This window comes from Rhodococcus artemisiae, from assembly GCF_036327795.1.
Taxonomy (GTDB): domain Bacteria; phylum Actinomycetota; class Actinomycetes; order Mycobacteriales; family Mycobacteriaceae; genus Rhodococcus; species Rhodococcus artemisiae.
Genome location: NZ_JAUTXY010000009.1, coordinates 213879 through 239090, shown reverse-complemented (window position 1 = coordinate 239090; position 25212 = coordinate 213879). Strand labels below are relative to the sequence as shown.

The 25212-nt window shown below is 66.2% G+C and carries 34 protein-coding genes, 1 tRNA gene and 1 riboswitch; of the genes, 19 read left to right on the top strand and 16 right to left on the bottom strand.

Annotation, left to right across the window (positions count from 1 at the left end; all coding sequences use genetic code 11):
- Both rpmG and rpmB read right to left on the bottom strand, forming a co-directional pair.
- Complete coding sequence (gene rpmG, locus Q7514_RS19840; RefSeq protein ID WP_054719658.1) at nucleotides 1–165, bottom strand: 50S ribosomal protein L33; 165 nt, start codon at nucleotides 163–165, stop codon at nucleotides 1–3.
- Complete coding sequence (rpmB, locus tag Q7514_RS19835) at nucleotides 165–401, bottom strand: 50S ribosomal protein L28 (protein ID WP_330134980.1); 237 nt, start codon at nucleotides 399–401, stop codon at nucleotides 165–167. Before rpmB ends, rpmG begins: the two co-directional genes overlap by 1 nt.
- A gap of 118 nt (nucleotides 402–519) precedes the next feature.
- Here rpmB and mrf point away from each other — a divergent pair, with 118 nt between their 5' ends.
- The 9 genes from mrf (at nucleotide 520) to Q7514_RS19790 (ending at nucleotide 8589) form a co-directional block, all read left to right on the top strand.
- Nucleotides 520–1788 carry a ribosome hibernation factor-recruiting GTPase MRF gene (gene mrf, locus Q7514_RS19830; protein WP_330134979.1) on the top strand — a complete coding sequence of 423 codons (1269 nt, stop codon included), beginning with the start codon at nucleotides 520–522 and terminating at the stop codon, nucleotides 1786–1788.
- Nucleotides 1785–2042 carry a type B 50S ribosomal protein L31 gene (locus Q7514_RS19825; protein ID WP_330134978.1) on the top strand — a complete coding sequence of 86 codons (258 nt, stop codon included), beginning with the start codon at nucleotides 1785–1787 and terminating at the stop codon, nucleotides 2040–2042. The genes mrf and Q7514_RS19825 overlap by 4 nt, the downstream gene beginning before the upstream one ends.
- Nucleotides 2043–2070: 28 nt before the next feature.
- Nucleotides 2071–2244, top strand: a complete 174-nt coding sequence (gene rpmF / locus Q7514_RS19820; RefSeq protein WP_169687855.1) for a 50S ribosomal protein L32 — start codon at nucleotides 2071–2073, stop codon at nucleotides 2242–2244.
- Nucleotides 2245–2289: 45 nt separating this feature from the next.
- Entirely contained in the window at nucleotides 2290–2979 is a 690-nt protein-coding gene (locus Q7514_RS19815) for a response regulator transcription factor (protein ID WP_054720727.1), read from the top strand.
- Nucleotides 2980–2987: 8 nt separating this feature from the next.
- Entirely contained in the window at nucleotides 2988–4367 is a 1380-nt protein-coding gene (locus tag Q7514_RS19810) for a HAMP domain-containing sensor histidine kinase (protein WP_330134977.1), read from the top strand.
- A 149-nt stretch (nucleotides 4368–4516) separates the two neighbouring features.
- A complete protein-coding gene (locus Q7514_RS19805; RefSeq protein WP_330134976.1) occupies nucleotides 4517–5743 on the top strand; it encodes a S1C family serine protease in 1227 nt (408 codons plus the stop codon).
- A 74-nt stretch (nucleotides 5744–5817) separates the two neighbouring features.
- Nucleotides 5818–6315, top strand: coding sequence for a MogA/MoaB family molybdenum cofactor biosynthesis protein (locus tag Q7514_RS19800; RefSeq protein ID WP_330134975.1), 498 nt, complete (start codon nucleotides 5818–5820; stop codon nucleotides 6313–6315).
- An 826-nt stretch (nucleotides 6316–7141) separates the two neighbouring features.
- Nucleotides 7142–7903, top strand: coding sequence for an MspA family porin (locus tag Q7514_RS19795; RefSeq protein ID WP_330134974.1), 762 nt, complete (start codon nucleotides 7142–7144; stop codon nucleotides 7901–7903).
- A 53-nt stretch (nucleotides 7904–7956) separates the two neighbouring features.
- Nucleotides 7957–8589 carry an MspA family porin gene (locus Q7514_RS19790; protein ID WP_330134973.1) on the top strand — a complete coding sequence of 211 codons (633 nt, stop codon included), beginning with the start codon at nucleotides 7957–7959 and terminating at the stop codon, nucleotides 8587–8589.
- Nucleotides 8590–8676: 87 nt separating this feature from the next.
- Here the strand turns inward: Q7514_RS19790 and mscL are convergent, their stop codons facing one another.
- The 4 genes from mscL to Q7514_RS19770 form a co-directional block, all read right to left on the bottom strand.
- Nucleotides 8677–9114, bottom strand: a complete 438-nt coding sequence (mscL, locus tag Q7514_RS19785) for a large conductance mechanosensitive channel protein MscL (RefSeq protein ID WP_330134972.1) — start codon at nucleotides 9112–9114, stop codon at nucleotides 8677–8679.
- Between the two features lie 120 nt (nucleotides 9115–9234).
- Entirely contained in the window at nucleotides 9235–9957 is a 723-nt protein-coding gene (locus Q7514_RS19780; protein ID WP_330134971.1) for an SAF domain-containing protein, read from the bottom strand.
- A gap of 111 nt (nucleotides 9958–10068) precedes the next feature.
- Nucleotides 10069–10353: an FmdB family zinc ribbon protein gene (locus tag Q7514_RS19775; protein WP_330134970.1), complete on the bottom strand. Its 285-nt coding sequence runs from the start codon at nucleotides 10351–10353 to the stop codon at nucleotides 10069–10071.
- A gap of 61 nt (nucleotides 10354–10414) precedes the next feature.
- The gene (locus Q7514_RS19770; RefSeq protein ID WP_330134969.1) at nucleotides 10415–11017 is read right to left on the bottom strand and encodes a 5-formyltetrahydrofolate cyclo-ligase; all 603 of its coding nucleotides are present in this window, start codon (nucleotides 11015–11017) and stop codon (nucleotides 10415–10417) included.
- A gap of 60 nt (nucleotides 11018–11077) precedes the next feature.
- Here Q7514_RS19770 and Q7514_RS19765 point away from each other — a divergent pair, with 60 nt between their 5' ends.
- From Q7514_RS19765 to Q7514_RS19735, 7 genes are all read left to right on the top strand, one after another.
- Nucleotides 11078–11989, top strand: coding sequence for a UTP--glucose-1-phosphate uridylyltransferase (locus Q7514_RS19765; RefSeq protein WP_330134968.1), 912 nt, complete (start codon nucleotides 11078–11080; stop codon nucleotides 11987–11989).
- 63 nt (nucleotides 11990–12052) lie between these two features.
- Nucleotides 12053–13315, top strand: coding sequence for a molybdotransferase-like divisome protein Glp (gene glp / locus Q7514_RS19760; protein WP_330134967.1), 1263 nt, complete (start codon nucleotides 12053–12055; stop codon nucleotides 13313–13315).
- Nucleotides 13312–13947, top strand: coding sequence for a GNAT family N-acetyltransferase (locus Q7514_RS19755; RefSeq protein ID WP_330134966.1), 636 nt, complete (start codon nucleotides 13312–13314; stop codon nucleotides 13945–13947). The genes glp and Q7514_RS19755 overlap by 4 nt, the downstream gene beginning before the upstream one ends.
- Nucleotides 13948–14212: 265 nt before the next feature.
- The gene (gene sepX / locus Q7514_RS19750; RefSeq protein WP_330134965.1) at nucleotides 14213–15082 is read left to right on the top strand and encodes a divisome protein SepX/GlpR; all 870 of its coding nucleotides are present in this window, start codon (nucleotides 14213–14215) and stop codon (nucleotides 15080–15082) included.
- A gap of 149 nt (nucleotides 15083–15231) precedes the next feature.
- Nucleotides 15232–15307 (top strand) — tRNA-Ala (locus tag Q7514_RS19745).
- Between the two features lie 181 nt (nucleotides 15308–15488).
- Complete coding sequence (locus tag Q7514_RS19740; RefSeq protein ID WP_330134964.1) at nucleotides 15489–15794, top strand: DUF1697 domain-containing protein; 306 nt, start codon at nucleotides 15489–15491, stop codon at nucleotides 15792–15794.
- A gap of 18 nt (nucleotides 15795–15812) precedes the next feature.
- The gene (locus Q7514_RS19735; protein WP_330134963.1) at nucleotides 15813–16046 is read left to right on the top strand and encodes a hypothetical protein; all 234 of its coding nucleotides are present in this window, start codon (nucleotides 15813–15815) and stop codon (nucleotides 16044–16046) included.
- A 95-nt stretch (nucleotides 16047–16141) separates the two neighbouring features.
- Here Q7514_RS19735 and Q7514_RS19730 read toward each other — a convergent pair whose 3' ends face one another.
- The 5 genes from Q7514_RS19730 to Q7514_RS19710 form a co-directional block, all read right to left on the bottom strand.
- Complete coding sequence (locus tag Q7514_RS19730; protein WP_330134962.1) at nucleotides 16142–16486, bottom strand: TfoX/Sxy family protein; 345 nt, start codon at nucleotides 16484–16486, stop codon at nucleotides 16142–16144.
- 14 nt (nucleotides 16487–16500) lie between these two features.
- Entirely contained in the window at nucleotides 16501–16860 is a 360-nt protein-coding gene (locus Q7514_RS19725) for a nuclear transport factor 2 family protein (protein ID WP_330134961.1), read from the bottom strand.
- A gap of 53 nt (nucleotides 16861–16913) precedes the next feature.
- The gene (locus tag Q7514_RS19720; protein WP_330134960.1) at nucleotides 16914–17342 is read right to left on the bottom strand and encodes an SRPBCC family protein; all 429 of its coding nucleotides are present in this window, start codon (nucleotides 17340–17342) and stop codon (nucleotides 16914–16916) included.
- Complete coding sequence (locus Q7514_RS19715) at nucleotides 17335–17670, bottom strand: ArsR/SmtB family transcription factor (RefSeq protein ID WP_330134959.1); 336 nt, start codon at nucleotides 17668–17670, stop codon at nucleotides 17335–17337. The genes Q7514_RS19720 and Q7514_RS19715 overlap by 8 nt, the downstream gene beginning before the upstream one ends.
- A 102-nt stretch (nucleotides 17671–17772) precedes the next feature.
- Complete coding sequence (locus Q7514_RS19710) at nucleotides 17773–18414, bottom strand: class I SAM-dependent methyltransferase (RefSeq protein WP_330134958.1); 642 nt, start codon at nucleotides 18412–18414, stop codon at nucleotides 17773–17775.
- 56 nt (nucleotides 18415–18470) lie between these two features.
- Here Q7514_RS19710 and Q7514_RS19705 point away from each other — a divergent pair, with 56 nt between their 5' ends.
- Complete coding sequence (locus tag Q7514_RS19705; RefSeq protein ID WP_330134957.1) at nucleotides 18471–18893, top strand: MerR family transcriptional regulator; 423 nt, start codon at nucleotides 18471–18473, stop codon at nucleotides 18891–18893.
- A gap of 47 nt (nucleotides 18894–18940) precedes the next feature.
- Here Q7514_RS19705 and Q7514_RS19700 read toward each other — a convergent pair whose 3' ends face one another.
- The 5 genes from Q7514_RS19700 to Q7514_RS19680 form a co-directional block, all read right to left on the bottom strand.
- Nucleotides 18941–20275 carry an LLM class flavin-dependent oxidoreductase gene (locus Q7514_RS19700; protein WP_408016136.1) on the bottom strand — a complete coding sequence of 445 codons (1335 nt, stop codon included), beginning with the start codon at nucleotides 20273–20275 and terminating at the stop codon, nucleotides 18941–18943.
- Nucleotides 20275–21039: a 3-oxoacyl-ACP reductase gene (locus Q7514_RS19695; RefSeq protein ID WP_330134956.1), complete on the bottom strand. Its 765-nt coding sequence runs from the start codon at nucleotides 21037–21039 to the stop codon at nucleotides 20275–20277. Before Q7514_RS19695 ends, Q7514_RS19700 begins: the two co-directional genes overlap by 1 nt.
- 55 nt (nucleotides 21040–21094) lie before the next feature.
- A riboswitch (TPP riboswitch) is annotated at nucleotides 21095–21185 on the bottom strand.
- Nucleotides 21186–21228: 43 nt separating this feature from the next.
- The gene (locus tag Q7514_RS19690) at nucleotides 21229–21819 is read right to left on the bottom strand and encodes a DUF998 domain-containing protein (protein ID WP_330134955.1); all 591 of its coding nucleotides are present in this window, start codon (nucleotides 21817–21819) and stop codon (nucleotides 21229–21231) included.
- Nucleotides 21820–21823: 4 nt separating this feature from the next.
- Complete coding sequence (locus tag Q7514_RS19685) at nucleotides 21824–22591, bottom strand: ABC transporter permease (protein ID WP_330134954.1); 768 nt, start codon at nucleotides 22589–22591, stop codon at nucleotides 21824–21826.
- Complete coding sequence (locus tag Q7514_RS19680) at nucleotides 22588–23340, bottom strand: ABC transporter ATP-binding protein (RefSeq protein ID WP_330134953.1); 753 nt, start codon at nucleotides 23338–23340, stop codon at nucleotides 22588–22590. Before Q7514_RS19680 ends, Q7514_RS19685 begins: the two co-directional genes overlap by 4 nt.
- Nucleotides 23341–23452: 112 nt before the next feature.
- Here Q7514_RS19680 and Q7514_RS19675 point away from each other — a divergent pair, with 112 nt between their 5' ends.
- Together Q7514_RS19675 and Q7514_RS19670 are read left to right on the top strand one after the other, a co-directional pair.
- Nucleotides 23453–24556, top strand: a complete 1104-nt coding sequence (locus Q7514_RS19675; RefSeq protein WP_330134952.1) for a sensor histidine kinase — start codon at nucleotides 23453–23455, stop codon at nucleotides 24554–24556.
- A complete protein-coding gene (locus Q7514_RS19670) occupies nucleotides 24538–25197 on the top strand; it encodes a response regulator transcription factor (RefSeq protein WP_330134951.1) in 660 nt (219 codons plus the stop codon). Before Q7514_RS19675 ends, Q7514_RS19670 begins: the two co-directional genes overlap by 19 nt.
- Nucleotides 25198–25212: the final 15 nt, after the last annotated feature.

Here is a 25212-nt window from a genome sequence, read left to right as displayed (position 1 = left end):
CTACTTCTCCTCTCGGAAATCGACGTGCCTGCGAAGCGTCGGATCGTATTTGCGCAGGACCAGGCGGTCGGGGTCGTTGCGGCGGTTCTTGCGGGTCACATAGGTGTATCCGGTCCCGGCCGTCGACCGGAGTTTCACGATCGGCCGGATCTCGTTTCGTGCCATCAGAACTTTTCTCCTCTCGCGCGCAGCCGGGCGATCACTGCGTCGATGCCGTCGCGGTCGATGGTCTTGATGCCCTTCGCAGAGAGGGTGAGCGTGACGCGTCGCCCCTCGGACGGGACGAAGTATGTCTTGCGCTGGATGTTGGGGTTCCAGCGCCGGTTGGTGCGGACGTGGGAGTGCGAGACGGATTTCCCGAATCCGGGGGAGCGCCCGGTCACCTGGCAGTGCGCCGACACGATGTGTCCTTCCTGTCGGCCGCTCCACAGAGCGTAACGACAATCATTTTCGACAAATGGCTGGGCCGACTGTACTCTGCCGATTGGCTAATGACAATCATTATCGAAAGGAGGTGCGGTGGATACCAGGACACCGCTGATCCTCGTGGCGGGTCGGGGCGGAGTCGACGCTCGCGATGCAGGTGCGGCACAGGTCGCCCACGGGTTCCTGCGAACGGGCACGATCGTCGTCCACCACGACCTCTCGCACGTCGGCGATGGCATCGTGCACCGCACGGTCACCACATCGGACGATCGGCGACACGAAGCACTCGAACTCGCGCACGCTTGTGTGTCCTGCACCTTGCGGGAAGATCTCCTGCCGTTGCTGCGCCGGATGCACAGACGATCCGATGTCGACCGGATCGTGCTCCACCTCGACCCGCAACTCGAACCCGAGGCACTGAGCTGGGCGATCGAGCACGTTGTCGTCGCCGATGTCGTCGGGCAGATCGACGGTCCCGCCTCCCGTGACGTGCGCATCGACGGAGTAGTGACGTGCGTGGACGCCGCCACGTGGATGACCGATGCCACCGGCGACGAGGACATCGCGACCACACCCGACGACGAACGCACCGTCGCCCAGGTGGTGGTGGGACAGGTGGAGTTCGCAGACGCTCTCGTCGTCCGGCCCGGGGCCGACGGCTGGGCACAGGCCCGGCTCCACGCCGTCCTCGCCAGGCTCGCACCCGACGCACCCATCGCGTGGAGCACGAACCCCGACGTCGAGGCGCTGCTACAGCGGATCCCGTCCGGCGCGCGGCGCGGGGAGGTCTCCGATGCACACTCACCGCTGTTGCGCGGCCAACCACCTCTCGACGACGACTGCGGCATCCGGCTGCTCGAATTCGGCGCGCAGCGACCCTTTCACCCCCAGCGACTCCACGAGGCGATCGACGTCCTGCTCGACGGAGTCGTGCGCACTCGCGGCCGCGCCTGGGTCGCGACCCAGCCCGACAATGCGCTGATCATCGAGTCTGCGGGATGTGGACTGCGCGTCGCGCACGGTGGACCGTGGCTCGCGTCGATGTCTCCCGAACAACAACAGCGCATCCCCGACGCACGCCGCGCCATGGCTGCCCTGCGCTGGAGCGACGCCTACGGAGACCGCGACAGCTCGCTCGTCGTGCTCGTCCACGACGCCGATCCCGACACCGTGCTCGGTGCATTGCGAGACGCCCTCCTCACCGACGACGAATTCGCCCACCCCGAGCTGTGGCCGACGTGGGACGACCCGTTCGGCCACTACCACCAGGACCCGTGCACAGATCTGCCGACCGACGGGGCTCGCGTCGAGCAGGCCGCCGAACGCACGGAATCAAGCTCCGAAAAGAGAGGTCACGCATGAAATCCGGTCTCCACCCCGACTACCACCCGGTCGTGTTCCAGGACGCGAATACGGGATCGAGGTTCCTGACGCGCTCGACGATCACCTCCGATCGCACGGTCGAGTGGTCGGACGGCAATACCTACCCGCTCGTGGTCGTCGACGTCACCAACGAATCGCACCCCTTCTGGTCAGGAACGGCCCGCGTTCTCGACGCCGCCGGACGCGTCGAGAAGTTCGAACGCAAGTACGGCACCCGGCGTCCCCGCGGCTGACCCTGCAACAACAGAAACGAGGCTTCACATGGCAGTTCCCAAGCGCCGCATGTCCCGCGCGAACACGCGCAGCCGCAGATCCCGATGGCACACGAAAGCGCCGGATCTGGTGCCGGTGACCGTGGGCGGCGTGACCCACCGCGTGCCACGCCGGCTCGTCAAGGCCGTCCGGCTCGGAATGGTCGACCCCGACACACTCTGACCCGTTCTCAGGCACCTCTCAGCGGTCGGGGCCAAAATGGTGCGCATGCGCATCTTGGTGGTCGACGACGACCGGGCGGTGCGGGAATCCCTGCGCCGGTCACTCAGCTTCAACGGCTACACGGTCGAACTCGCGACCGACGGGCAGGACGCGCTCGAGAAAGTGGCCGCCGCCCGGCCGGACGCAATGGTGCTCGATGTGATGATGCCCCGCGTCGACGGGCTCGAAGTGTGTCGTCGGCTGCGGAGTACGGGCGACGACCTGCCCATCCTCGTGCTCACCGCACGCGACTCGGTGTCGGAGCGAGTCTCCGGCCTCGACGCCGGCGCCGACGACTACCTGCCCAAACCGTTCGCACTCGAAGAACTCCTCGCCCGGCTCCGGGCCCTGCTTCGCCGCGCGACCCCGGATCCGGACGGTGGACTCGAAGACGCCATGCGCTTCGAAGACCTCACCCTCAACCCTGCGACACGAGAGGTCACCCGAGGCGACCGGCAGATCAGCTTCACCCGCACCGAGTTCGCGCTCATGGAGATGCTCATGGCGAACCCGCGTCGGGTGCTCACGCGTAGCCGGATCCTCGAGGAAGTGTGGGGCTACGATTTCCCGACCTCGGGCAACGCCCTCGAGGTGTACGTCGGATATCTGCGTCGCAAGACGGAGGCCGGCGGTGAACCGCGGCTCATCCACACGGTGCGTGGCGTCGGCTACGTGCTGCGCGAGACTCCTCCGTGAGTGGGCAGATGAGACCCCCCATGCTGTTGACCCGGTCGGTGCCGTTGCGCACCCGGGTCACGCTGCTCGCCGCAGGGGCGGTGGCACTCGCGGTCGCGGTGACGTCCATCGCCGCCTACATGGTGGTCTCGCGTGCTCTCTACTCCGACATCGACAAGCAACTGCAGGCCCGTGCGTCTGCACTCGTCGAATCCAGCACGCTGATCACCTACGACCCGCGCTACATCGGCGGCGCCCAGCTCTACAGCTCCGACATCAGCGTCGCGCTCGTCTACCCGGACCTCGGCCGATACGTCCCGCCCGGGTCGTCGGTACCGATCGGCGCGCCGGAACTCGCTGTCGCGGAAGGCGAGCTGGAGTCGTCGTTGCGGACCGTCGACCAGCAGCGGGTTCTGGCGCAGCAGATCCCCGACGGCAGCACCATCGTCATCGCGCAGCGGTTGCGGCCCACGGTGGAGGTACTCAACCGGCTCGCGAGCGTGCTGTTCGTCGTCGGCGGATGCGGCGTTGTGCTCGCCGCGGCCGTCGGCGCGACGGTGGGCCGCACCGGTCTGCGGCCCGTGGCGCGGCTGACCGCCGCCGCCGAACGTGTCGCGAGAACCGATGACCTGCGACCGATCCGGGTCACCGGGCACGACGAACTCGCGCGTCTCACCGAGAGCTTCAACATGATGTTGCGGGCGCTCGCAGAATCGAGGGAACGACAAGCACGGCTCGTCGCTGATGCCGGCCACGAATTGCGCACGCCCCTGACCTCGTTGCGGACCAACATGGAACTGCTCATCGCCGCGAGCCGCCCGGGGGCGCCGAGCCTGCCCGACGAGGACATGGCCGAACTCCGCGAAGACGTCGTGGGTCAGATCGCGGAACTGTCGACACTGGTCGGCGACCTCGTCGATCTGGCCCGGGAAGAGGCGCCGGAGACGGTGTTCGAGGCCGTCGACATCGCAGAGGTCGTCGATCGCAGCCTCGAGCGCGCACGGCGACGTCGCACGGAGATCGATTTCACCGCGGTCACCGAACCGTGGTTCATCTTCGGCGACCACGCGACCCTCACCCGGGCAGTGGTCAATGTCCTCGACAACGCGGCGAAGTGGAGCCCGGCCGACGAGGACGTGGTGGTGGAGATGCATCAGATCGGCCCCGGACTCATGGAATTGACCGTCGACGACGCCGGGCCGGGTATCCCTGAGGAAGAGCGGGAGCTGGTGTTCGAACGGTTCTATCGCGCGACCACCGCGCGGTCGATGCCCGGTTCGGGGTTGGGACTGGCGATCGTGCGGCAGGTCGTGATGAAACACGGCGGGACGATCGCGGTGGACAGATCGGAACGCGGTGGTGCGCTCATCCGCATCGTGCTCCCGGGCACGCCACAGCTCGACGCCTAGTAGTGCACAGAGCCCAGGAGTGGACAGAAGGGTAATTGCCAGGAAACTGTGAGCCGATTCTTCAGGAGCTTCTCAGCCGACAGGTCCATATTGGATGGAGTACACACCCTCCACTCGGATCGACTCGAAGGATGAAGGCGACGAACGAAATGACCGACGACCCCACCCACGGTTCCGGACAGCCCACGCCCGGACAACCCGGTCCCGCGCAGCCGCAGCAACCCCACCAGTACGGAACCCCACCGACGGCTCCTTACCAGCAGGCACCTCAGCCCACGCAGCCGCGGAAGTCCGGACGTACCGCCCTCGTCGTGGGCGCCATCGCCTTGGCGGTCGTCAGCGGCGGTATCGGTGGCGCGGTGGGAGCATGGTCGATGCGCGATTCCGGGTCGGGCGCCGGCGTGACGAACGCACTCGACTCACCTCGGCCGGAAACCACGACGGTGGCGAATGCCCCCGAGGGAACCGTGCAGGCGGTCGCGCAGCGGGTCGTGCCCAGCGTTGTGCGCATCGAGGTCGTCGGACGCACCGGTGCGGGTGAAGGGTCGGGAGTCGTCCTGTCCTCCGACGGGCTGATCCTCAGCAACAACCACGTCGTCACCGGAGCCGGTCAGGGAGCCGAGCTCACGGTGTACTTCTCCGACGGATCGTCTGCGCCGGCCAGCGTCGTCGGGACGGACCCGATCACGGACATAGCGGTCATCCGTGTCGAAGGTCGCGACGATCTCACGCCGATCGAGATGGGCAACTCCGACAATCTTCAGGTGGGGCAGCCCGTGGTGGCGGTCGGGTCGCCGCTCGGTCTCGAGAGCACCGTGACCTCCGGAATCGTGTCGGCCCTGAACCGGCCCGTCTCGACCAGCGGCGAGACCGGCAACCAGAACACCGTCATCGACGCGATCCAGACCGATGCCGCCATCAACCCGGGCAACTCCGGTGGTGCGCTCGTCGACATGGAAGGCAACCTGGTCGGAATCAACACGGCCATCGCGACCTCGGGTCAGCAGTCCGGGTCGATCGGCCTCGGGTTCGCGATCCCCGTCGATCAGGCGCGGCGCATCGCCGACGAACTCGTCGGCACAGGAACCGCGACGCATTCGCTCATCGGTGTCCAGGTCCCGGCGCAGGCAGCCGTGAACGGCGCCGCCGTCGCCGAGGTCGTCCCGGACGGGCCTGCCGAACGTGCCGGGATCCCCGCCGGTTCGGTCATCACGAAGGTCGACGACCGGGTCGTCACAGACGGCGATTCACTGATCGCCGCGATCCGTTCGCAGGCACCTGGCACCACGGTGAGCGTCACGTACACCGACGCCCAGGGCAACAACCCGACGACGGTCGATGTTCAAACCGCCTCCGACGCGGATGGTGGCCGATGATTCAGGAGGCAGACATCATGGAGATTGTCGAACATACAGCGCGTCCGGAAGACCTGCGAACTACCTTTGACTCCATGGAACTCGAAGCCCCCCGAAAGGGCCGCGCACTCGTCGTCATCGTCGACGACCGCGTCTCGCACGGAGACAGCCCCGACTCGACCGGCCCACTGGTGACGGAACTGCTCGTCGAAGCCGGCTACGTCGTCGACGGTGTCGTGTCGGTCTCGGCCGACGAAGTCGAGATCCGCAATGCGCTCAACACGGCGGTGATCGGGGGAGTGGATCTCGTGATCTCCGTCGGCGGAACCGGTGTTACCCCGCGCGACGTGGCGCCGGACGCGACTGCGGACGTGCTCGATCACGAGGTCCGGGGGATAGCCGAAGCTCTGCGGTCATCCGGTCTTGCATCTGGAGCCGTCGACGCGGGCCTGTCGCGCGGTCTGGTCGGGGTGTCGGGTTCGACGCTCGTCGCGAACCTTGCGTCGTCGCGTGCGGCGATCCGCGACGGTATGGCGACGCTGTTGCCGCTCGCGACCCACGTCATCGACGAGTTGTCGCGAGTGGAGGAGTAAGCACCATCTCTGCCGACGACAAAACGGACGACAAGGCGGACGACGACAAGCACAACAGCACCGCCCCGTCGGACAGCACTACGCCAGAGCAGAGAAGCCGCGCCCGGATCGACCGGGCGCGGCTTGCTCGGATCTTCGGTGACGCACTTCCGGATACGACGAAGGACGAACGCGGGGTCGGTGAAGACCGTTCGGGCGAATCCGACGAATGGCTCGAGCGCCAGGTGCCACCCCATCACGGTCGACTGTGATATCAATCACTTTGCGTAGGGTAACTTAAGTCTTGCGCCCGGCTCGGTGTCGGCGTGTCGCAACCCGTTCGTAACGCCGTGTTTCCCCGCGAGGTAGGGGTGTGGCGCGCGTGGTGAGTGTTCATGGTCACAGACCTGCACCATGTATGTGCACTTAAAGTGCACGTAATCGCGGCAATTACCTGCATGAATGTCCGAATCTTGATGACGGCACCCAATGGGTGCAGGTCGTTCCGGAATCTTGGAGTGAATCCCGGTAGCGCATATCTTGCGTTTCCCGCTTGTGTCTGACTGTGTTTCGTGAGAGTTCCGATGGCCAGGTGTAGCCATTGCCTCGAGATTGGTCACGGTCTAATCTCCTCACAGGTTCGATCAGGTCAAGGAAAGGTCGCAGGGGCCAACCTTTGATCACGAATCGGTAACGCAAACCGTGCGGACGTTGATCAACAACGAGCTCACCGGCGGCAACGACCGGCGGTGAGCTCTGTGTGGGATACGCCTCGCGGACGGCTAGGGCGACCAAGTTGTCGGACGCGGGCGCGCATACCGGCACGCAGAGAACGGATGAGGCATTCATGAAGATTCAGACGCGACGCGGTTTTCGAGCCGCCCGCAACGCCACGGTGGCGGCGGCCGCTGTGGCCGGTCTGGTTCTCGGATCGGCCGGGGCAGCAAGTGCCGAGGTCAATGATCAGAACCGGATCGTCTCCGACGGCCACGAGGTCATCGTCACCCAGGAGGACACCTTCATCAACGGTGTGCCCCCGATCGGTGGCAGCCCGCTGAGCCGCGAGTGGTTCCACAACGGTCGCGGCCTCGCCCACATCGTCGGACCCGAGTCGGCGGACTTCGAGGCAACGACCTTCCAGTTCGGCTACCAGGTCGCGTGGTCGGCATCGCTCGACGGTGCGATCGGCTTCAGCTGGACCAGTCCGGACCTTGAGGCCAAGTTCGATACGGCTCAGGTACAGGAACCGATCCTCGACGCGGACGGCGAACCGGTATACCAGCACGACGAGAACGGCGACCCGATCCTCGACGCTGATGGCGAACCGGTTCCTGCGTACACGCTGGTGGATACGATCAAGACGACGCCCACTGTCAAGGGCCTACTTCCACAGGTCACCGCGGGTGTCGAGCTGACTCAGGCTCCTGGTATCGCGGAGATCGTAGTCGCTGAGAACGCTTTCGACGGCGACTTCAAGGAAGTACAGATCGCCAACGTCCACGGTGCCGCCACCGGCGTCATCGGACCCGTCTCGGTTCGCCCGTTCGTTCGTGCGATCACGGACAACGGCGACAACGTCACCACCTACGGCCAGGTCTGGACTCTCTGAGTTCAGCTCCGAGCAATCCGCAGTAAATCCCCACCACCTAGTACGGAGTAATCATGGGAATCAAGTCGCGTGGCTTCAAGGCCGCCCGCAACAGCGTCCTGGCCGGTGCCGCAGTTCTCGGCATGGTCGTCGGTGCCTCGGGTGCCGCTTCGGCCGAGGTCAACGACCAGAACCGCATCGTCTCCGACGGCCTCGAGGTCGTCGTGACGCAGGAAGACACCTTCATCCACGGTGTCCCGGCTCTCGGTGGCAGCCCGTTCAACCGTGAGTTCTTCCACAACGGCCGCGGCACCGCGAACCTCCTCGGCGAGAAGGCTGCCGAGGCGGAGGGCACCACGTTCCAGTTCGGTTACCAGTTCGCGTGGGCCGGCAGCATCGACGGCGCCATCGGCGTCACCTACTCGACCCCGCAGCTCGAGCTGTCGCTGTCCGAGTCGGCCAGCGCCAAGGTCACCGACATCCTCCCGCAGGCATACGCCGAGCTCGAGCTGACCCCGGCTCCGGGCATCGAGGAGCTCGTCGTCGCTGAGGGCGAGTTCGACGGCGACTTCAAGACCGTCCAGTTCTCCAACGTCCACGGCACCGCCTCCGGCGTCCTCGGCGCTGTGCAGGTGCGTCCGTTCGTCCGCGCGATCACCGCGAACGGCGACAACGTCACCACCTACGGCCAGGCCTGGACAGTCTAAGTAGACGTCCGGCGTTAAGCCGAAGCTCCACGAAGCTGGGCCCTCTCGCACCGCGAGAGGGCCCAGCTTTCGTCTGTGTGTAGCCGCTTACTGCTGATCTGGTGAGATGGGCTTGGCGTGAGCCCCGCCCTGCCCTGCCTGCGCGGCCTGTGTCTCGAGGATGTCCCGGATCTGGATGAGGAGGTCCTCGGCGCTGGCCTTCTCGTCGGTGGGTTCGGTGGTGAACCGCTTCTTGGCCGCGTTGGCCGGCACGATCAATACGAAGTAGACGACCGCGGCGATGATGATGAAGTTGATGGCCGCGGAAATCACGGCGCCGATGTTGATGAAGGTCGACGGGTTGTCGGCGAGGATCTGGAAACCCCAGCCCATCTCGTTGTCGCCACCGAGAGCGGCGATGAGCGGGTCGATGACGTACTCGGTGAAGGCTGTCACGATGGCGGTGAACGCGGTGCCGATCACCACCGCGACGGCAAGATCGAGGACGTTGCCTCTCAGCAGGAAGTCCTTGAATCCCTTCAGCATGGTGCAATCCCTTTCGGCCGGACCGCGCGAACGCGGCATCGACGTTTCCGTGATGCGGCGTGTTCCACACCACATGCCGATAGAGGGACGATAAACCGCGAAGACAGCCTGTGTGGTCGGTCAGTGGAGGGTGACAGTCAGAGCGCTCGTCAGCGACGCGGCCGCCACCGACATGGCCTGCTCCTGCTCCAGCGCCACCAGGATCACGCGTTCGCGCTGATCGGAGGACTCTTCGTGCTGGGCGAGCACCACCACGGCTCCTCGGGCCAGCACGTGGGCGTCGCCCATTGCCGCATCGGATTCGGCGGTGACGGTGAGGACGTCCACTCTGTCTCCCTCACGCAACAACCGGCCGACCCCCGCGTCGGCAAGCCGGATGGGCACCACCCGCGCATCGTCGGCGCCGACGCCGACGGCGGCGGCCGCGAGCCGCGGGCCGAGGAGTCTCGTGTCGACGAGCGCTTCGCCGGCCGGCACCGGCCCTGCGAGCGTGTGTCCGATGGCGTCGGCGACGTCGGTGAGGGTGCCCGTGACGAGAGTGGACGTGTCGCGATCGGCGAACTCGACGTCGTCGGCGGTGAGCGCGACACCCGGTGTCAGATCACGAGCCGCGATCACCACCGCGGTGTGTTCGGTAGTGGGATCGTTTCGTAGCGCGAAGATCGCGGCGAGGACGACGAGGAGTGCCGCGACGACCCGCCTGACCGCAACGCTGCGGGCCCAACCTGGGCTCAGCAGGGTCCGTATGCGGTCGGGAAGATTCGGCTCCAGCGACGACGCGGGTCGCTGAGCGAGGTCACGAAACGGCAGTTGATCTCGAAACGACGAAAGTCCGACGGGCATGCTCCGAACCTAGGGCTCGGATCGGCCCGCCGGACGTGGGAAACCGGCGAATCGGGCAACCTGTGGATGAACAAGGTGCCTGTGGACAACTCCGGGGAGGAGCCGGGATCGTCAGCTGGCGGCTGCAGCCGTCGAGGTCGACGTGGACGCCGCGGCGGGCGCAGGATCGGACTTGGTCTCGGTCTTTGCGGGAGCAGCGGACTCGCTCGAGGTGCCGCCGCTGCGCGAGTCGGTGCGGTAGAAGCCGCTACCCTTGAAGACGATGCCGACGGAGTTGAAGAGCTTACGAAGCTTTCCGGTGCATTGGGGGCATTCGGTCAGCGACTCGTCGCTGAACGACTGCACGATATCGAACTTGTTGTCGCAGGTCGTGCAGGCATAAGAATAAGTGGGCACCGGGGACTCCTCCGCGTATGAGATCGGCTTTAGCACTCTACAGTCGACAGTGCCAACAAATCTAGGGTCTGTGTTGTTCCGCACCTTCGTCGGAGCCGAGGCGGACCAGCCCCGACCCGGGTGTGAGCGCCCACCCCATACGAATGTCGTGCGGATCCTCGGGCAATTCGTCGACGAGTTCGTCGTCGCGCACCACCGCAACGATCCGCGCATCCGGCGCGGCCAGGTGGAGCGTGCGGTCGTAGAACCCGGCGCCCCGGCCCAGCCGCACCCCACGACGATCCACCGCCAGAGCCGGGACCAGGACCGTGTGTGCCCGGCCCACCGTCTCGGGTGGTAGCACGGCGCCTGTGGGTTCGTGAAGTCCGAAACCCGCCGCGACCAGTGTGTCGGCGCCGAGGAAGTGCGCCCAGCACAGTGATGTGTCCGGCCGGGTGATCGGGACGAGGACTTCGGCTCCTGCATCGGCCAGTGCGTCGAGCATCGAGATCGCGCCGGGTTCGGACCCGACGGGCACGTACGCGCACACGGTTGTGTCGGCGGGAACGAGTGTTGCGGCTAACGTGGCCAAAGCGGCATTCTCGCTGCGGCGCCGTTCGGTGCTGAGGGTGCGCCGTCCATCGAGGATCTTGGTGCGCCAATCGGCCTTGGTCGGGGGATGCATAGTCGTCACCTTAGGATCACCGAGCCATCACTTCGCCGGCAAAAGTTAGGGTGGGAACTTATGACGAACAATTCGACCGAGGTCGCGCGGCATTTCAGAACCGCGGTCGTGCCGGCAGCGGGTATGGGTACGCGTTTCCTTCCCGCCACCAAGACAGTGCCGAAGGAACTGCTTCCCGTCGTCGACACGCCGGGGATCGAACTGGTGGCGGGCGAGGCGGCCGAGTCGGGCGCCGAGCGTCTGCTGATCGTTACCTCGCCCGGCAAGGACGGCGTGGTTGCGCACTTCGTCGAAGACCTCGTCCTGGAGTCCAAGCTCGAGGCGAAGGGCAAGTACGAGCTACTCGCGAAGGTCCGTAAGTCGTCCGGAATCCTCGAGGTGGACTCGGTGATCCAGGCGCAGCCGCTCGGGCTGGGGCACGCCGTGTCCTGCGCCGAGAATGCGCTGGACGACGACGAGGATGCCGTCGCGGTGCTGCTGCCCGACGATCTCGTGCTGCCCGTCGGCGTCCTCGAAACCATGCAGAAGGTGCGCACCAAGCGCGGTGGTTCCGTGCTGTGCGCGATCGACGTTCCGAAGGACCAGGTGAGTGCCTACGGCGTGTTCGACGTCGAGGTCGTGCCCGACGCCACCAACCCCGACGTGCTCAAGGTGCTCGGCATGGTCGAGAAGCCGGCCATCGAGGATGCGCCGTCGACCTTCGCCGCGGCCGGCCGCTATCTGCTCGACCGCGCGATCTTCGACGCGTTGCGTCGCATCGAACCGGGTGCAGGTGGAGAACTCCAGCTGACCGACGCGATCGCGCTGCTGATCTCCGAAGGTCACCCCGTGCACGTCGTGGTTCACCGCGGCACTCGACACGATCTCGGAAATCCCGGTGGCTACCTGCGTGCTGCGGTTGACTCTGCGTTGAACACCGAGGAGTACGGTCCCTCGCTTCGTGAGTGGCTGATCGAACGTCTCGAACGGTGACGTCGACCGGGTGATCTGTGAACGGTGACGCTGGGTAGTGCGGGCTGGAGGACGAGTAGCGGTATGCGGTCGGTTGAGGATCAGCAGACCAGGGTGACGGCGGCGGCCGTGGCACCCAGGCCTGTGCGGGTGGCGATCTCCGAGGCACAAGGCCTGCTCTGCGCAGAAGAAGTGGTCACCGAGCGGCCGTTGCCGGGATTCGACCAGGCCGCGATCGACGGTTATGCGGTCCGCAGCGTCGACGTGCAGGCGGTGGGCGCGCCCCCCGACCCGGAATCCGGCGAGGAATCCGCCGAGGTGACGCTGCCCGTCGTCGGTGAAGTTCGTGCGGGCTCGCGCCAGCCGATCCGGTTGCAGCCGCGACAGGCCGTGCGCGTCGATACCGGTGCGCCGCTGCCCACGCTCGCCGACGCGGTGCTCCCGCTCGAGAACACCGACCGGGGCGACGCCCGGATCAAGGTGCTCGAACCGGTCCGGTCGGGCGAATACGTGCGACGCACCGGCGACGACGTACAGCCCGGCGACGTGGCGGTGCGAGCGGGCGCGATCATCGGCGCCGCGCAGGTGGGTCTGCTCGCTGCGGTAGGGCGCGACAAGGTGCTCGTGCATCCTCGACCACGACTGTCGGTGATCTCGGTCGGTGGCGAACTCGTCGACATCGACCGCACGCCCGGACCGGGGCAGGTCTACGACGTGAACTCCTACGCGCTCGCGGCGGCCGCGCGCGACGCCGGCGCCGACGTGAACCGGGTGGGGATCGCGGGCACCGAGCCGAAGCGGCTGCGCGAGGTGGTCGAAGGTCAGCTGATCCGCTCCGAGATCGTGGTGATCGCGGGCGCTGTCGGTGGCGGTGCGCTCGACGATGTCCGCGAGGCCCTGACCGATCTAGGGAAGCTCGAGGTCGAGCGGGTGGCCATGCACCCGGGTTCCGTTCAGGGATTCGGTCAGCTCGGACGCGACGAGGTGCCCACCTTCCTGCTTCCGTCGAACCCGGTCAGTTCCCTGGTCGTGTTCGAGGTGATGGTGCGTCCGCTCATCCGGATCGCGCTGGGTCGACGTCAACCGCTGCGCCGGATCGTCACGGCTCGCACGGTGGCTCCGATCACGTCGATCCCCGGACGCAAGGGATACCTGCGCGGGCAGCTCATGCGCGACGAGGCGACGGGCGACTATCTCGTGCAGGCCCTCGGCGGTGCTGCGGGCGGGTCGTCACACCTACTTGCGACACTCGCGGAAGCGAATTGCCTGGTGTTGGTTCCGCCGGATGTCTCCGAAATCCGCACGGGCGACCCGGTGGACGTGTCGTTCCTCGGGCAGCGTGGATGAGTCGTCACCCCGGGTGGCCGGCCGATCTGGGGCCGCTTCGCGTCGCGGGTGGGTTGGTGACGGTGCGATCGGTGCGCCTGAGGGATGCCGCCGCGTGGAGTCGGCTGCGCACGCGTGACCGCGACCATCTCGAGCCGTGGGAGCCGACGGGGGAGACTCCGTGGGAGATGCGCCACCACATCTCGGTGTGGCCGGGCCTGTATCGGAGTCTGCGCGCGGAGGCCCGCAAAGGGCTGATGGTGCCCATGGCGATCGAGCTCGACGGTCGGTACTGCGGCCAGATCACCGTGGGCAACATCGTGCGCGGTGCGCTGCGGTCGGCGTGGATCGGGTACTGGGTCGAGAAGGAGGTCAACGGGCTCGGGGTGGCGACGGCGGCCCTCGCTCTCGGGCTCGATCACTGCTTCGGCCCCCTCGGCCTGCACCGTGTCGAGGCGACGGTGCGTCCGGAGAACGAGCCCAGCCGCGCGGTCCTGCGCAACGTCGGTTTCCGCGAGGAGGGCCTGCTGCAGCGGTACCTCGATGTGCACGGACGGTTTCGTGATCATCTTCTCGTTGCGATGACGGCCGAGGAAGTGTCCGGTTCGGTCGCAGACCGATTGGTGAGCAGTGGCCGCGCGACCTGGGCCTGAGTGTCCGTCTCTGTCCGATTCGGAGTGAATCACGCGCTGCGTGTAATGCAAGTTACGTGCAACATGAGTAACAATCCCCAGCGCAGATATATATCTGTGTGACTAGAGTGAAGAGTGTGTCACATGGTTTCGCGTGACTCGTGTGACGGCAGTAGCCGTCTGAGTCGGCGTTTCTGTAGGGATAAGAGTGATGATGCCGTTAACCTGGGAAAGGTCAGTGGCGTCGACGGACTGGTAGGCGACAACTGGGAGGAGGGCCGCCGCAATGCCGAACTCACTCCTGTGGATCGGGCTGGTTGCCGTGTGGTTGTTCGTCCTGGTTCCCATGCTGGTCACGAAGCGTCCTCGCATCCGTCAGACGACCGACGCCGCACTCGCAACACGGGTTCTGCATCGCGGTGACGAGAAGCCGAAGGCCCCCCGCGGGCCCGCGGCAGGTCACCGCACTGATCCGAACTGGCGTCCGAGTCGTGATCACACGCACCGCCATGCGGAGGCTCGTATGAACACTCAAACCGACGACAGGCCCGACACCGAACTCGAATTCACCGACCTGGACAACGCCGCTCCAGGCAACTCCGACGAGTATCAGTACGAGGTCGACCGCCCGCCGGTTCGGCAGAGCGTTCCGCGTCGCCGCGGCCGAGGCGGATTCGATCCGCAGGCCGACGCAGAGGCGTCGGCCGAACGTTACGAGTTCCGCCAGCGCGCCGTGCTGGGTCTGCTCATCGGCGCAATCATGACTGCGGCGCTGGGCTTGATCCTGTCGCCGGTGATGTGGTGGGCATGTGGCCTCGTGGTGGCAGCGTTCGTCGGCTACCTGTTCTATCTGCGTCGCCAGGTCCGGCTCGAACAGGATATTCGGCGGCGCAGAATGGCCCGACTGCAGCGGTCGGCGGCGACCGGAGTGCACGTGCGAGGCGAGGGGGACTTCGGCGAAGTTCCGTCGCGGCTCCGACGCCCGGGGGCGGTGGTTCTCGAACTCGACGACGAAGATCCCGAATTCGAGCATCTCGACAGGTTCGATGACGAGTACGACGACTACGGCGACCTGGATTACGTCGACTCGGCCCACGCGGACCCGGGTTACGACGAACCCGACGACTTCCCGGTCCGGCGCGCCTCCGGCGCATGACCGGAAAACTGGCAGAAGCGACTTCGAAAAGCCCACACCACCCGGTGTGGGCTTTTCGGCTTATGGAGCTGTGACCTGCGTATATGACCCGATTTCGTGTTGGCGGTCTGCGTTTGCTAAGGTTTGCGAGTTGGTTCCAGGGAACCTTCGGGGCTGTGGCGCAGTTGGTAGCGCGCTTCGTTCGCATCGAAGAGGTCAGGGGTTCGATTCCCCTCAGCTCCACCATTTGGTCGAAGTTCCGGCCCTGCCCGTGATCAGTGGACAGGGCCGCTTCGCTGTCAGGGGCCCGGCCACCCTTCTCATATCTTCCCTCGCGACCAGGGCGTGACTAGGTTGGGAGGATGTGGGCGATTCCCGATGACCTAGGCAAGAACCGCGGACTGGTGCCGGTCCGCGGGACAGGGAAGTGAGACAGCAGTCCGTGGCGCGGTCGATCGTGCTGCTGGGCGGCGTCAACGTCGGCGGTCACCGCCTGGCCATGTCCACGTTGCGGTCGGTGCTGAGGTCGGCGGGCTGCACGGATGTCGCTACCTACATCCAGTCGGGGAACGCGGTTGTGACCCCGCCTTCTCCCGAACCGAGCGACCTCGTCGCAATGCTGAGCGAGGTGATCTCATCCGCAGCCGGGTATGGCGTTCCGGTGGTGCTGCGTACCAGGGACGAACTGGCGGCCGTTGTGGACGCGAACCCGTACGCCGGCGCCGAGGGCTAGCAGCTACACGTTGTCTTCATGGCGGAGGAGCCGCCGAAGGCGATCCTCGACGCCCTTGACCTCCGCTCGTTTCTCCCGGAGGAGTGCGTCCTGATCGGACGGGAGCTCTACCTGCACCTGCCGAACGGCATGGGCCGGGCGAGACTACCGACGGCACTGGAGAAAGCGGGCCGCAGGATCGACCCATCCGGCGTGGGCACCTCTCGCAACTGGAACACCGTTCTCGAGCTCCTCGCCCTCGCCGATCGCTGATCTGGCTCTCGACAGATCTCGCCGAAATCCTGGCCGCAGAACAAGCTCTGCGCCGTCATACACCCTGAGACTCCGCGCCGGCACGCGCGTTGACCTCAGCTTTTCCCATGCACGACCCGGTTGTGGTCCATCGCGACCCCGACCCAATACGCGAGGCACTTCTCGCCGCGGATCGCCTCCTCGGCGACGTCGACCCAGCCGGGGCCCATCGTCCGTCCGGCACCCATTTCGGCTTGGGCAGCACCGGGTTCGCCGAGGAATTCGTCGTGTCGGCCTGTGGGGACACGAACCAGCAGGCCGCCGTCTTTCAGCGCGCTGACGATCATCTTCTCGTCGACCATGAACGCTCGACCGCCGAACATCGATACCTCGCGCAACATCGACTCGCCTGCGAGCAGCTCGCGGACGCGGTCGATCAACGCATTCTGCGCAGGAGTCATGACGGATTCCTACGTCAATCCTGTCGGGGAGGACCGTAGGAGAGGCGGTCGAAGATCAGCACGCTTGCGCTGATCTTGCCGTCCCGAACCGTGAAGCACTCTGCGGCAGGGGCTGTGGAGGTTGCCGCGGTCTGGGGGTAGTAGAAGAGAGCGACACGATCCTGATCCGCGAAGTCGGCGATATCGGCGATACCGGTGAGTGCGGGCGCGAACCCGGCGATGAAGTCCTGGTAGGCAGCCTTGCCCTTCAGATCGATGCCCGGTGCGCGGCAGGTGATGCTGTCGGCAACATGGGTCATGGCATGCTCGACGTCGCCACTCGTCCAGGAGCGGTGGTAGCTCTTCACGATGTCGTAGGCGGATTGCTGTGGCATTGCAGACTCCTTCGATTCCTGTTCGTGTAGTGGCGTTCCGGACCGGCTCACTCCTAGAGCGGCTGCCACGCGTCGGGTCCGGCGTCGCCGCCGGAGCCCGCGGTGGCCAGACGGGGGAGGAAATGTGCCCACCCGTGGGCGTGCCCGCGCAATTCGGTGTCGGGAAGGTCGGAGTGGATGAGGTCGACGCGGGTGCCGCCGGCGACGGCGGTGAGCCGGAATTCGACCGTCGATGCCCCGATGGGCAGATCTGTGTTTCCCGCAAATCCCCACGAGACGACCACCCGGGTCGGGTAGTCGACGTGGAGATACTCGCCGCGGACCGGGTAGCCTGCGACGTCGACCGCGAAGCCGCCGCCGGGCCTCGGGTCGAGTTCCGCATACTGGCCCATCCACGCCGTCATCCCGGAGTTCGTGGTGAGGTACTCGAACACCGTCTCGGGACACACGGCGATGTCGATCGAATCCCGGAACTCAGCCACGGTTCTCTCCCTCCCTCGCCTCGATCACGGCCTTGAGCGCAGACAGTTTCCCCGGCCAGAAATCGTCGAGGTACGAACGCACCGCCGCGAGGCCGTCGGTGTTCACTGCGAAGAGGTGACGCGTGCCCTCGCGTGTGCTGACGGCGAGGCCTGCTTTCCGGAGCACGCCGAGGTGGTGTGACGTGGTCTGTTGGGACAATCCGACTTCGTCGGCGATGGAACCCACTGGGCGCGGAGCGGAGCGAATGACCCGCAGGATCGCCCGCCGATTTCCATCGGCGAGCGCCCGCAATGCCACATCGAGATCTGCCTCTGCCTCGGCACCCATTGTCCGTCTCCGCTCATCGGGTGCCACGACAATAACACAAGTGTGTATTTGTACTTATGGATATGCGTGGATTTGAGCGTTCGGGATGGTGATCCCGAACGCTCACAGTCGCCGCAGGACCACGACCGTGTCCTCGAGTACGGCCTGTGTGCCGTCCGGTCCGAGGGCGTCGCGTTCGCGGGTATCGGCGACCTGCACCTCCCATAGGTCATTGTCGAGGTCGAGCGCCTCGATCTCTTCCTGCGGACTCAGGAACCGGTGGTCGCCGTGTCCTTCGCGTGCGTCGGCATCGGCCCACGGCGGGAACGCGGCGTGCGAGACGATCACGAGGTGCCCGTTCCGCGCGACGAGTCCGGCGGCGTTGCGAAGCACATCGCTGCGCGGAAACTCTACGGGCGAGTGCAGGAAGGACGCGGCGACAAGATCGTAGCTGCCGTCTTCGTGCCAACTCGACAGGTCTGCGGTGACGAATCGGATGCGATCGTCCGGAACTCCGGCGGCGCGCGCGGCGTCGGTAGCGCGGCGGACGGCGGTGGGGGAGATGTCGATTCCGGTCGCGATCCAGCCGCGGTCTGCCAGCCAGATGGTGTCGGCGCCCTCGCCGCAGCCGAGGTCGAGGGCGGTGCCCGGTGTCGATCCGGACACCGCGTAGACAAGGGAAGCGTTCGCATTGCCGGACCACAACCCGTCGCTGTCGGTGTAGCGGTTCTCCCAGAACTGCGCCGGTGGTGTGTCGATGTGCATCAGCTCTCCTTCGGTGCGGGCTTGCGTCACCGCCGATAATGCGACTTCATGTTGACATGAAGTCAAATGCGATGTGGACGATCGGTGAGGTGGCAGAGCGCTTCGGCCTCGCCACGCATGTATTGCGGCATTGGGAGGACGCCGGGCTGCTCGCCCCCGACCGCGACACCGCAGGTCGCCGCCGCTACCGGGAACTCGATGTCACCCGGGTGGCCGTGATCATCCGCAGCAAATCCGCCGGAATGAGTCTCGACCAGATCCGCGTCCTGCTGGCGGGCAGGGCAGACGAGCGTCGCGACGTACTCACTGCGCACCTCGACGACCTGGAGCGACGGATGGCAGAGATGGCCCGCTCCCGCGAGATGACGCAGCATGCGCTGGAATGCCGCGCCCACGACATCGCGACGTGCCCCAATTTCGCGGCGGGCGTCGCCGATCTTCTCGGGAACCGCACCGACTCGCGTCCTGTCTTCGGCTGAGGGCAGGGGGTCTATGAATAGTTCACCAACGCAACATGATTCGATCGTTATCCGACAATCACACTGTGCCTCTGTGGCAGAGCCGGCACCTCCAGCCCCAGCGAGTCGCGCAAGGTAGTACCCGGGTACTCGGTGCGGAACAGGCCGCGGCGCTGTAATTCCGGAACCACGAGGTCGACGAAGTCGTCGAGGGAATCCGGGTAGGCGGGGCACATCAGGTTGAAGCCGTCGCAGGCACCGGCGACGAACCACTCCTCGATTCGGTCGGCAACCGACTCGGGTGTGCCGATCATGGTGGCGTGACCGCCGCCGGCAGCGAGAAACCCGAGCAGTTCTCGCAGCGTCGGTCGTTGCGTCTCGATGATTCGTTGCACCGTCGCGTACCGCCCCTGCGGGCCGGTGAATTCCGAGATAGGCGGCAGGTCCGAGACCGGAGCGTCGAGGTCGTGGCCGGTGTAGTCCTGGCCGGTGAAGGCCCCGAGCTGGGCGAGTGCGCCCTCGATGTCGAGATACGCGTCCAATTCCGACTTCTTCGCCTGCGCTTCGTCGTCGGTGCGTCCGACGTAGGTGACGAGACCCGGCAGGATCGCGATCGACGTCGCGTCACGTCCCGCGGCGGTGGTGCGGGCACGTAGGTCGGTGGCGAATTCGAGCGCCGCCGGAAGATCCCAGGCAACCGAATACACGGCCTCGGCGTGGCGTGCTGCAAGGTCACGGCCGGTGTCCGAGGCGCCGGCCTGGAACAACACCGGGCGTCCCTGCGGGCAGCGCGGCACCGTGAGCGGACCGTCCACACGGAAGTGCCTGCCGCGGTGCTCGATCCGGTGGACCGCGCCGGCATCGAGGAAACGCCCGGCCGAACGGTCCGCGATCACCGCGTGCTCGTCCCACGAATCCCACAGCGCGACAACAGCGTCGATGAACTCTTCCGCCCTTCCGTACCGTTCGGCGTGGGCGGGCAACGAACCGGATCCGTGGTTGCGGGCTTCGGCGTCGAACATCGATGTCACGATGTTTGCGCCGGCGCGTCCACCGCTGATGTGATCGAGTGACGCGAGCATGCGTGCCGCGTGGAACGGCGTGTAGAAGCTTGCGGACACCGTGGTGACCAGCCCGATCTTCTCGGTGGCCCGCGCCATCGCCGACAGCGCGGTGATCGGTTCGAGAAACCACGTCGTGCCCGCCGTATACGCGGGGTTCACACTGTGGCCGTCAGCGAAGAAGACCGCGTCGAGGCATCCCCGCTCGGCGGTGCGTGCGAGTTCCTCGAAATAGGTGATATCGCCGATGCGCTCCGCGGCGGAGTCCGGGTGCCGCCACGCCGAAGAATGGTGGCCGGTGCCATATAGAAATGCGCCCAGATGCAGGGTACGCACCGCCATCAGTTCATCACCAGTCCGCCGTCGACGACGAGGTTCTGCCCGGTGACCGCGCGCGACCAGTCGGACGCGAAGAACAACACGGCGGCGGCGAAATCCTCCGGGGTCGTGACCTTACGCAGCGGGGTCGAGCCGGCGATCAGGTCGAAGACCTCCGGGGGTGTCGCGGATGATGCATCGGTGGTGCGCAGGAGCCCGCCCGACACCATGTTCACCCGGATGCCTTCGGGGCCCAGATCCGCAGCGAACGTACGCGTGGTCGACAGCAGCGCCGCTTTGGCTGCGGTGTAGTCGTGGTAGGGCACGACCGGGTTCTGGAACAGGTTGGTCCCGATGTTGACGATGCTGCCTCCGCCGGCCTCCCGCATTCCCGGCAGAGCGGCCTGGATGGTGTTCACCGCACCACCGACGATGCCTTCGAGCTGGGCTGCAAATGCGCCGTAGCCGATTCGATCCGCCTTCTCGCGGGCGTCACCGTTGAACGAGAAGTCGGGAAGGGCGTTGTTCACCACGGTGGTCACCGGACGGCCGAAATGCTCGCGCGCGCGGCCGAACACAGCCTTTACTTGTGCGCGGTCGGTGACGTCGGCCTGCACGGCAATCGCGCGTTCGGTGCCGATGCTCTCGGCGAGAGCGCGGGCCGCATCGCTGCTGCGCCGGTAGTTCACGACGACGGACGCACCTTCGTCCGCGAAAGCCTGTGCGATGCTGTGGCCGAGCCCTCGGCCGGCACCGGTGACCAGGACGACCCGGTTCTGCAATGACATGATTGCGCCTTCCCTTCGGACCGAAGGGATACGCAGACGGCATCGGACCGGTGGTCTGTCGCCGACTCGGCATCCCTTCGCTCGCATGATCGAGATCAGGTTCTACGGGTGTGTTCTCAGCCTGTCCGGCACCCCGTGTCGAGTTTCGAACGCCAGGTTAGCATCTCGATTCGATCATGCTTCAGTGCGTCATGTTCCGGCATGGAAGAACAGCAACGCGAGCCACACCCAACCGGCCGTGATCACCATCCGCTGCACAAGTCCGGCGAACCGGGAATCGTCTTCCCACGCCTGCCCGAACACGACGAAGCCGATGGTCAGCGCGACAGCGGTCAGCCCCGAGAACCATGACCATCCAGCGCCGGGCACGGTGAGCACCGCGACGATCGCGGCTGCCGGAAGTGAGGTGAACACGACCGCGCCTGCATGGTCGTGAATCTTGTGGCGGCGCGTGTATTCCGTCGGTGTCCGGTCCGGTGTGCCCGGCGGATATCCGCGCATCGCATCCATCGGGAAGAGTCCCGAGATCATGAGCGACACCCCGAACACCCCGATCGCCACGCCGAGCAACCCACTGCCGAATGTGGCGGCGACGCCGACCGCTCCGACGGTCACGGCTGCGCCGCACACGATGAAGTTGGTCGTCTGAATCCAGCCCCGGCGACCCAGCGCGAGGGCGCTGACGGGCTGGCGCACCGGGTGATAGCCGGGGCGGGTCCACCCGTCGACGAGGAAGACCACGACGAACACCACGAGTGCGATCGAACCGATGATCGTCACGCGATCATTCCCAGCGGAAGAGCGCAGCCGAGACCACGACACCGACCACGATCGTCACGCCGAGCGCGAGGAAGTGGGCCGGGTCGGCGGGGCTTCCCGCCCAGGCCGCGGACATGGCCTCGACCGAGGCGCCGAACGGTAGCCACTCTCCGACCGTCGCGACCGGGTCGGGGAGCGCGTCGCGGCTACCGAACAAGCCGCCTGTCGCGCCGAGAGCGAAGAAGGCGACAAGTCCGATCGCCACCGCGGAGTTCGGGGTCGGGGACACTGCCGCGACGATCATTCCCACGGCGTACATCGCCGCCATCGCGAGCACGAACACACCGACGGCGGTGCCGAGATGCACGGGCGGACTGGCGTCGAAGAAGGCAGTGGCCACGACGATCGCTACACCGAGCCCGAGCAAGGTCTGCAGCACGCTGACCACGACCTGGGCCACCAGGACCATCGCGGGCGACGCCGGCGTCACCGACAGTCGTCGCAGAATGCCAGTGCGCCGGTAGTACGCGAGGAAACTCGGCATATTGATGACACCGATCGACGCGATGATGATCGTGAACACCAGAGGGAGCACGAAGACATCCAGCACAGTGCGCCCGTTCGCCACTTCTTCGGTGCTCGCCGACGAGGCGCTCATCACCAGGATCAGCAGGGGAAGGCCGATCGGAACGACGAGGCCTGCCGTGTCGCGTACGACCATCTTCGCCTCGCACACGGTCAGTGTGAGCCAGGCAGCGGGTCCGAGGCGGTGGGTTTCGACCGCGGTGCTCATTCCGTCTCCTCCAGTTCTCGTCCGGTGAGTGCGACGAACGCATCGTCGAGGTTCTCCGCCGCCGCTCGTGCGACGAGGCCGGACGGGGTGTCCAGCGCGACGATGTTTCCGGCATCGAGCAGCGCCACGCGGTCGCAGAGGTGTTCGACCTCTTCCATCGCGTGGCTGACCAGCAGAACTGCGACGTCGTCGCCGCGCAGCCGCTCGATGGTCTTCCACATCTGTCGCCGCGCGCGGGGATCGAGGCCGGTGGTCAGTTCGTCGAGAATGACCACGCGTGGTCGTCCGACGAGGGCGAGCGCGATCGACAGCCGCTGCTGCTGGCCGCCGGAAAGCTTCTCGAACCGGATGCCGCGTTGCCCGGTGAGACCGACCATCTCCAGGAGCTCGCCGGCAGGAACGGGCTTCGGATAGAAGGTGCGATACAGCCCGACGAGCTCGGAGACGGTCAGCGAACCGTGCAGGGTGGCCTGCTGCAGCTGGACTCCCAGAACCTGACGGAGGCGGGAGCGGTCACGGTGCGGGTCGAGGCCGAGGATACGCACACGTCCCCCATCGGGATTCCGTAGTCCCGCGACCATCTCGACGGTCGTGGTCTTTCCCGCGCCGTTCGCGCCGACGATGCCGAGTGTCTCGCCGATCCCGAGTGTGAAGCTCATGTCGTCGACCGCGACCTTGTCGCGGTACCGCTTGTGGAGGTGTTCGGCAACGATCGCCTGTGGAGTGGTGCCCGGGGCGCTGGTGTCCATGACGCCGACGTTAGGAGCCGAGCGTGAGTGATCGCGCGTGCCGGATGTCAGGAATGTTGACCATGACTTTCGGCACCCGCCCGGTGCCGGTGGCGCGGCCTAGAGTGGTGACGTGCATCGATGGACACCAGAGGGGCTGTCGGGCGTGGCGATGCTCGTCGTCTCGGTCGTGGTGGGTGGGCCGGTATTGTTCGGCGCGGCTCGGACGGAGATCCCGCGCGCCGTATGGATCGTGCTGTTCGGTGTCCTGCTCGTCGGCCTCTTCGCCGCCGCTGTGACCACACGCCCGTCCACGATCGGCAAGGCGTCGTGGGCGGTGGCGGTCGTCGCGGCGTGGGCTGTGGTGTTGACCGCGCCGGAAATGGGTCTGCTACCGATTCTGCTGGTCGTCGTCGCAGCCGTGAGCGTCTACGTCGTGCCGGTTCGTCTCGGCCTGATCGTGGTGGCGCTCAATACCCTCGTCATCGGGTTGGCTACGGTACAGCACACCGGTGATACGGGTGCGACGATGCTGACCGGAGGCTTCTACCTCCTGATCCAGCTGGCGACGGTGTTCAGCTCGGTGTCGCTATTGCGAGAGCAACGCATGCGGCGAGAGTTGACGGAGGCCCACGTCGAGTTGCAGGCCGCGTCCGTCCTGCTGTCGGAATCCGCGCGCACCGCCGAACGATTGCGGATCTCCCGCGACCTGCACGACCTCATCGGTCACCAGCTCACTGTTCTCGCGCTGGAACTGGAGACGGCGCGGCACCGAGACGGTGAGCGGGCCCGTGAACATGTCGAGCGAGCGAACCGAGTCGCGCGGGAGTTGCTCGCCGACGTCCGGTCCACTGTGGGGGAGCTGCGAGTCGAGCCACTGAACCTCGAAGCCGCCCTGGAGCAGGTGGTGCGCGACCTTCCCGGGCTCGATGTGCAGATCGACGTCGCACCCGACGTGGATGTCGGAGAAGAGCACGCGGCCGCGTTCGTGCGTGCTGTGCAGGAGATCGTGACGAACGTTCTCCGTCACGCCGATGCCCGCGTGCTCCGAATCGAGATCTCGTCGGAGGGCGGCGGTGCTGTCCTGTCCGCGGTGGACGACGGTGCCGGAACCCGCAAGCTGCGTGTGGGCAACGGTCTACGAGGTATGGCCGAGCGGTTCGAGGCCCTCGGTGGGCATGCCACCTTCGACGGGAGCCGCGGTTTCCGGGTGAGGGCGTGGGTACCGGCCTCATGATCCGTGTCGTGGTGGTGGACGACCAGACACTCGTGCGGCAGGGGATCACGAGTCTGCTGGAGGTTGCCGAGATCGAGGTGGTCGGTGAGGCCGACGACGGCCGTGCGGCCCTCGGCGTCATCTCGTCGACCGGACCGGATGTGGTTCTGCTGGATCTCAGAATGCCCGGGTACGACGGAATCTGGACGCTCGAGCAACTGCGCGAGCAGGACATGGCGGTGCCGGTGCTGGTGCTCACCACCTTCGACGATGATGCACTCGTACTCGATGCGCTGCGCGCCGGAGCTCGCGGGTACCTGCTCAAGGACGTCACTCTGGATCAGCTGACGCACGCGGTGCGCACCCTGGCCGACGGTGGCACTCTCATCGCCCCGTCGATCACCGACCGCTTGCTCAGGGCGATCCGATCCGGACCGTCCCCGACAGGGCCCGATGCCTCGCCCACACAGGATCTCACCGACCGCGAACTGGAGGTACTGCGCCTGATGGCAGCGGGCTTCGGCAACCGTCGGATCTCCGAGGCATTGTTCCTCGCGGAGGGCACGGTCAAGAATCACGTCTCCTCGATTCTGCTCAAGCTGGGAGCCCGCGACCGCACCAACGCGGTACTGAGAGCGCTCCACGACGGAGTTCTGCGCTGAGTGGGTCGCGGGCGG

Bases quoted from the DNA above. Each gene is read 5' to 3' on its own strand.
- Q7514_RS19810 (WP_330134977.1), top strand. From the start codon at position 2,988: ATGAGACCCCCCATGCTGTTGACCCGGTCGGTGCCGTTGCGCACCCGG.
- Q7514_RS19755 (WP_330134966.1), top strand. From the start codon at position 13,312: ATGAGTCGTCACCCCGGGTGGCCGGCCGATCTGGGGCCGCTTCGCGTC.
- sepX (WP_330134965.1), top strand. From the start codon at position 14,213: ATGCCGAACTCACTCCTGTGGATCGGGCTGGTTGCCGTGTGGTTGTTC.
- Q7514_RS19730 (WP_330134962.1), bottom strand. From the start codon at position 16,486: ATGACTCCTGCGCAGAATGCGTTGATCGACCGCGTCCGCGAGCTGCTC.
- glp (WP_330134967.1), top strand. From the start codon at position 12,053: ATGCGGTCGGTTGAGGATCAGCAGACCAGGGTGACGGCGGCGGCCGTG.
- Q7514_RS19825 (WP_330134978.1), top strand. From the start codon at position 1,785: ATGAAATCCGGTCTCCACCCCGACTACCACCCGGTCGTGTTCCAGGAC.
- Q7514_RS19800 (WP_330134975.1), top strand. From the start codon at position 5,818: ATGGAACTCGAAGCCCCCCGAAAGGGCCGCGCACTCGTCGTCATCGTC.
- Q7514_RS19685 (WP_330134954.1), bottom strand. From the start codon at position 22,591: ATGAGCACCGCGGTCGAAACCCACCGCCTCGGACCCGCTGCCTGGCTC.
- rpmG (WP_054719658.1), bottom strand. From the start codon at position 165: ATGGCACGAAACGAGATCCGGCCGATCGTGAAACTCCGGTCGACGGCC.
- Q7514_RS19770 (WP_330134969.1), bottom strand. From the start codon at position 11,017: ATGCATCCCCCGACCAAGGCCGATTGGCGCACCAAGATCCTCGATGGA.
- Q7514_RS19715 (WP_330134959.1), bottom strand. From the start codon at position 17,670: ATGGGTGCCGAGGCAGAGGCAGATCTCGATGTGGCATTGCGGGCGCTC.
- mscL (WP_330134972.1), bottom strand. From the start codon at position 9,114: ATGCTGAAGGGATTCAAGGACTTCCTGCTGAGAGGCAACGTCCTCGAT.
- rpmF (WP_169687855.1), top strand. From the start codon at position 2,071: ATGGCAGTTCCCAAGCGCCGCATGTCCCGCGCGAACACGCGCAGCCGC.
- Q7514_RS19705 (WP_330134957.1), top strand. From the start codon at position 18,471: ATGAAGTCAAATGCGATGTGGACGATCGGTGAGGTGGCAGAGCGCTTC.
- Q7514_RS19695 (WP_330134956.1), bottom strand. From the start codon at position 21,039: ATGTCATTGCAGAACCGGGTCGTCCTGGTCACCGGTGCCGGCCGAGGG.
- Q7514_RS19680 (WP_330134953.1), bottom strand. From the start codon at position 23,340: ATGGACACCAGCGCCCCGGGCACCACTCCACAGGCGATCGTTGCCGAA.
- Q7514_RS19805 (WP_330134976.1), top strand. From the start codon at position 4,517: ATGACCGACGACCCCACCCACGGTTCCGGACAGCCCACGCCCGGACAA.
- Q7514_RS19795 (WP_330134974.1), top strand. From the start codon at position 7,142: ATGAAGATTCAGACGCGACGCGGTTTTCGAGCCGCCCGCAACGCCACG.
- Q7514_RS19735 (WP_330134963.1), top strand. From the start codon at position 15,813: ATGGCGGAGGAGCCGCCGAAGGCGATCCTCGACGCCCTTGACCTCCGC.
- Q7514_RS19815 (WP_054720727.1), top strand. From the start codon at position 2,290: ATGCGCATCTTGGTGGTCGACGACGACCGGGCGGTGCGGGAATCCCTG.
- Q7514_RS19765 (WP_330134968.1), top strand. From the start codon at position 11,078: ATGACGAACAATTCGACCGAGGTCGCGCGGCATTTCAGAACCGCGGTC.
- Q7514_RS19725 (WP_330134961.1), bottom strand. From the start codon at position 16,860: ATGCCACAGCAATCCGCCTACGACATCGTGAAGAGCTACCACCGCTCC.
- Q7514_RS19700 (WP_408016136.1), bottom strand. From the start codon at position 20,275: ATGGCGGTGCGTACCCTGCATCTGGGCGCATTTCTATATGGCACCGGC.
- Q7514_RS19790 (WP_330134973.1), top strand. From the start codon at position 7,957: ATGGGAATCAAGTCGCGTGGCTTCAAGGCCGCCCGCAACAGCGTCCTG.
- Q7514_RS19710 (WP_330134958.1), bottom strand. From the start codon at position 18,414: ATGCACATCGACACACCACCGGCGCAGTTCTGGGAGAACCGCTACACC.
- Q7514_RS19780 (WP_330134971.1), bottom strand. From the start codon at position 9,957: ATGCCCGTCGGACTTTCGTCGTTTCGAGATCAACTGCCGTTTCGTGAC.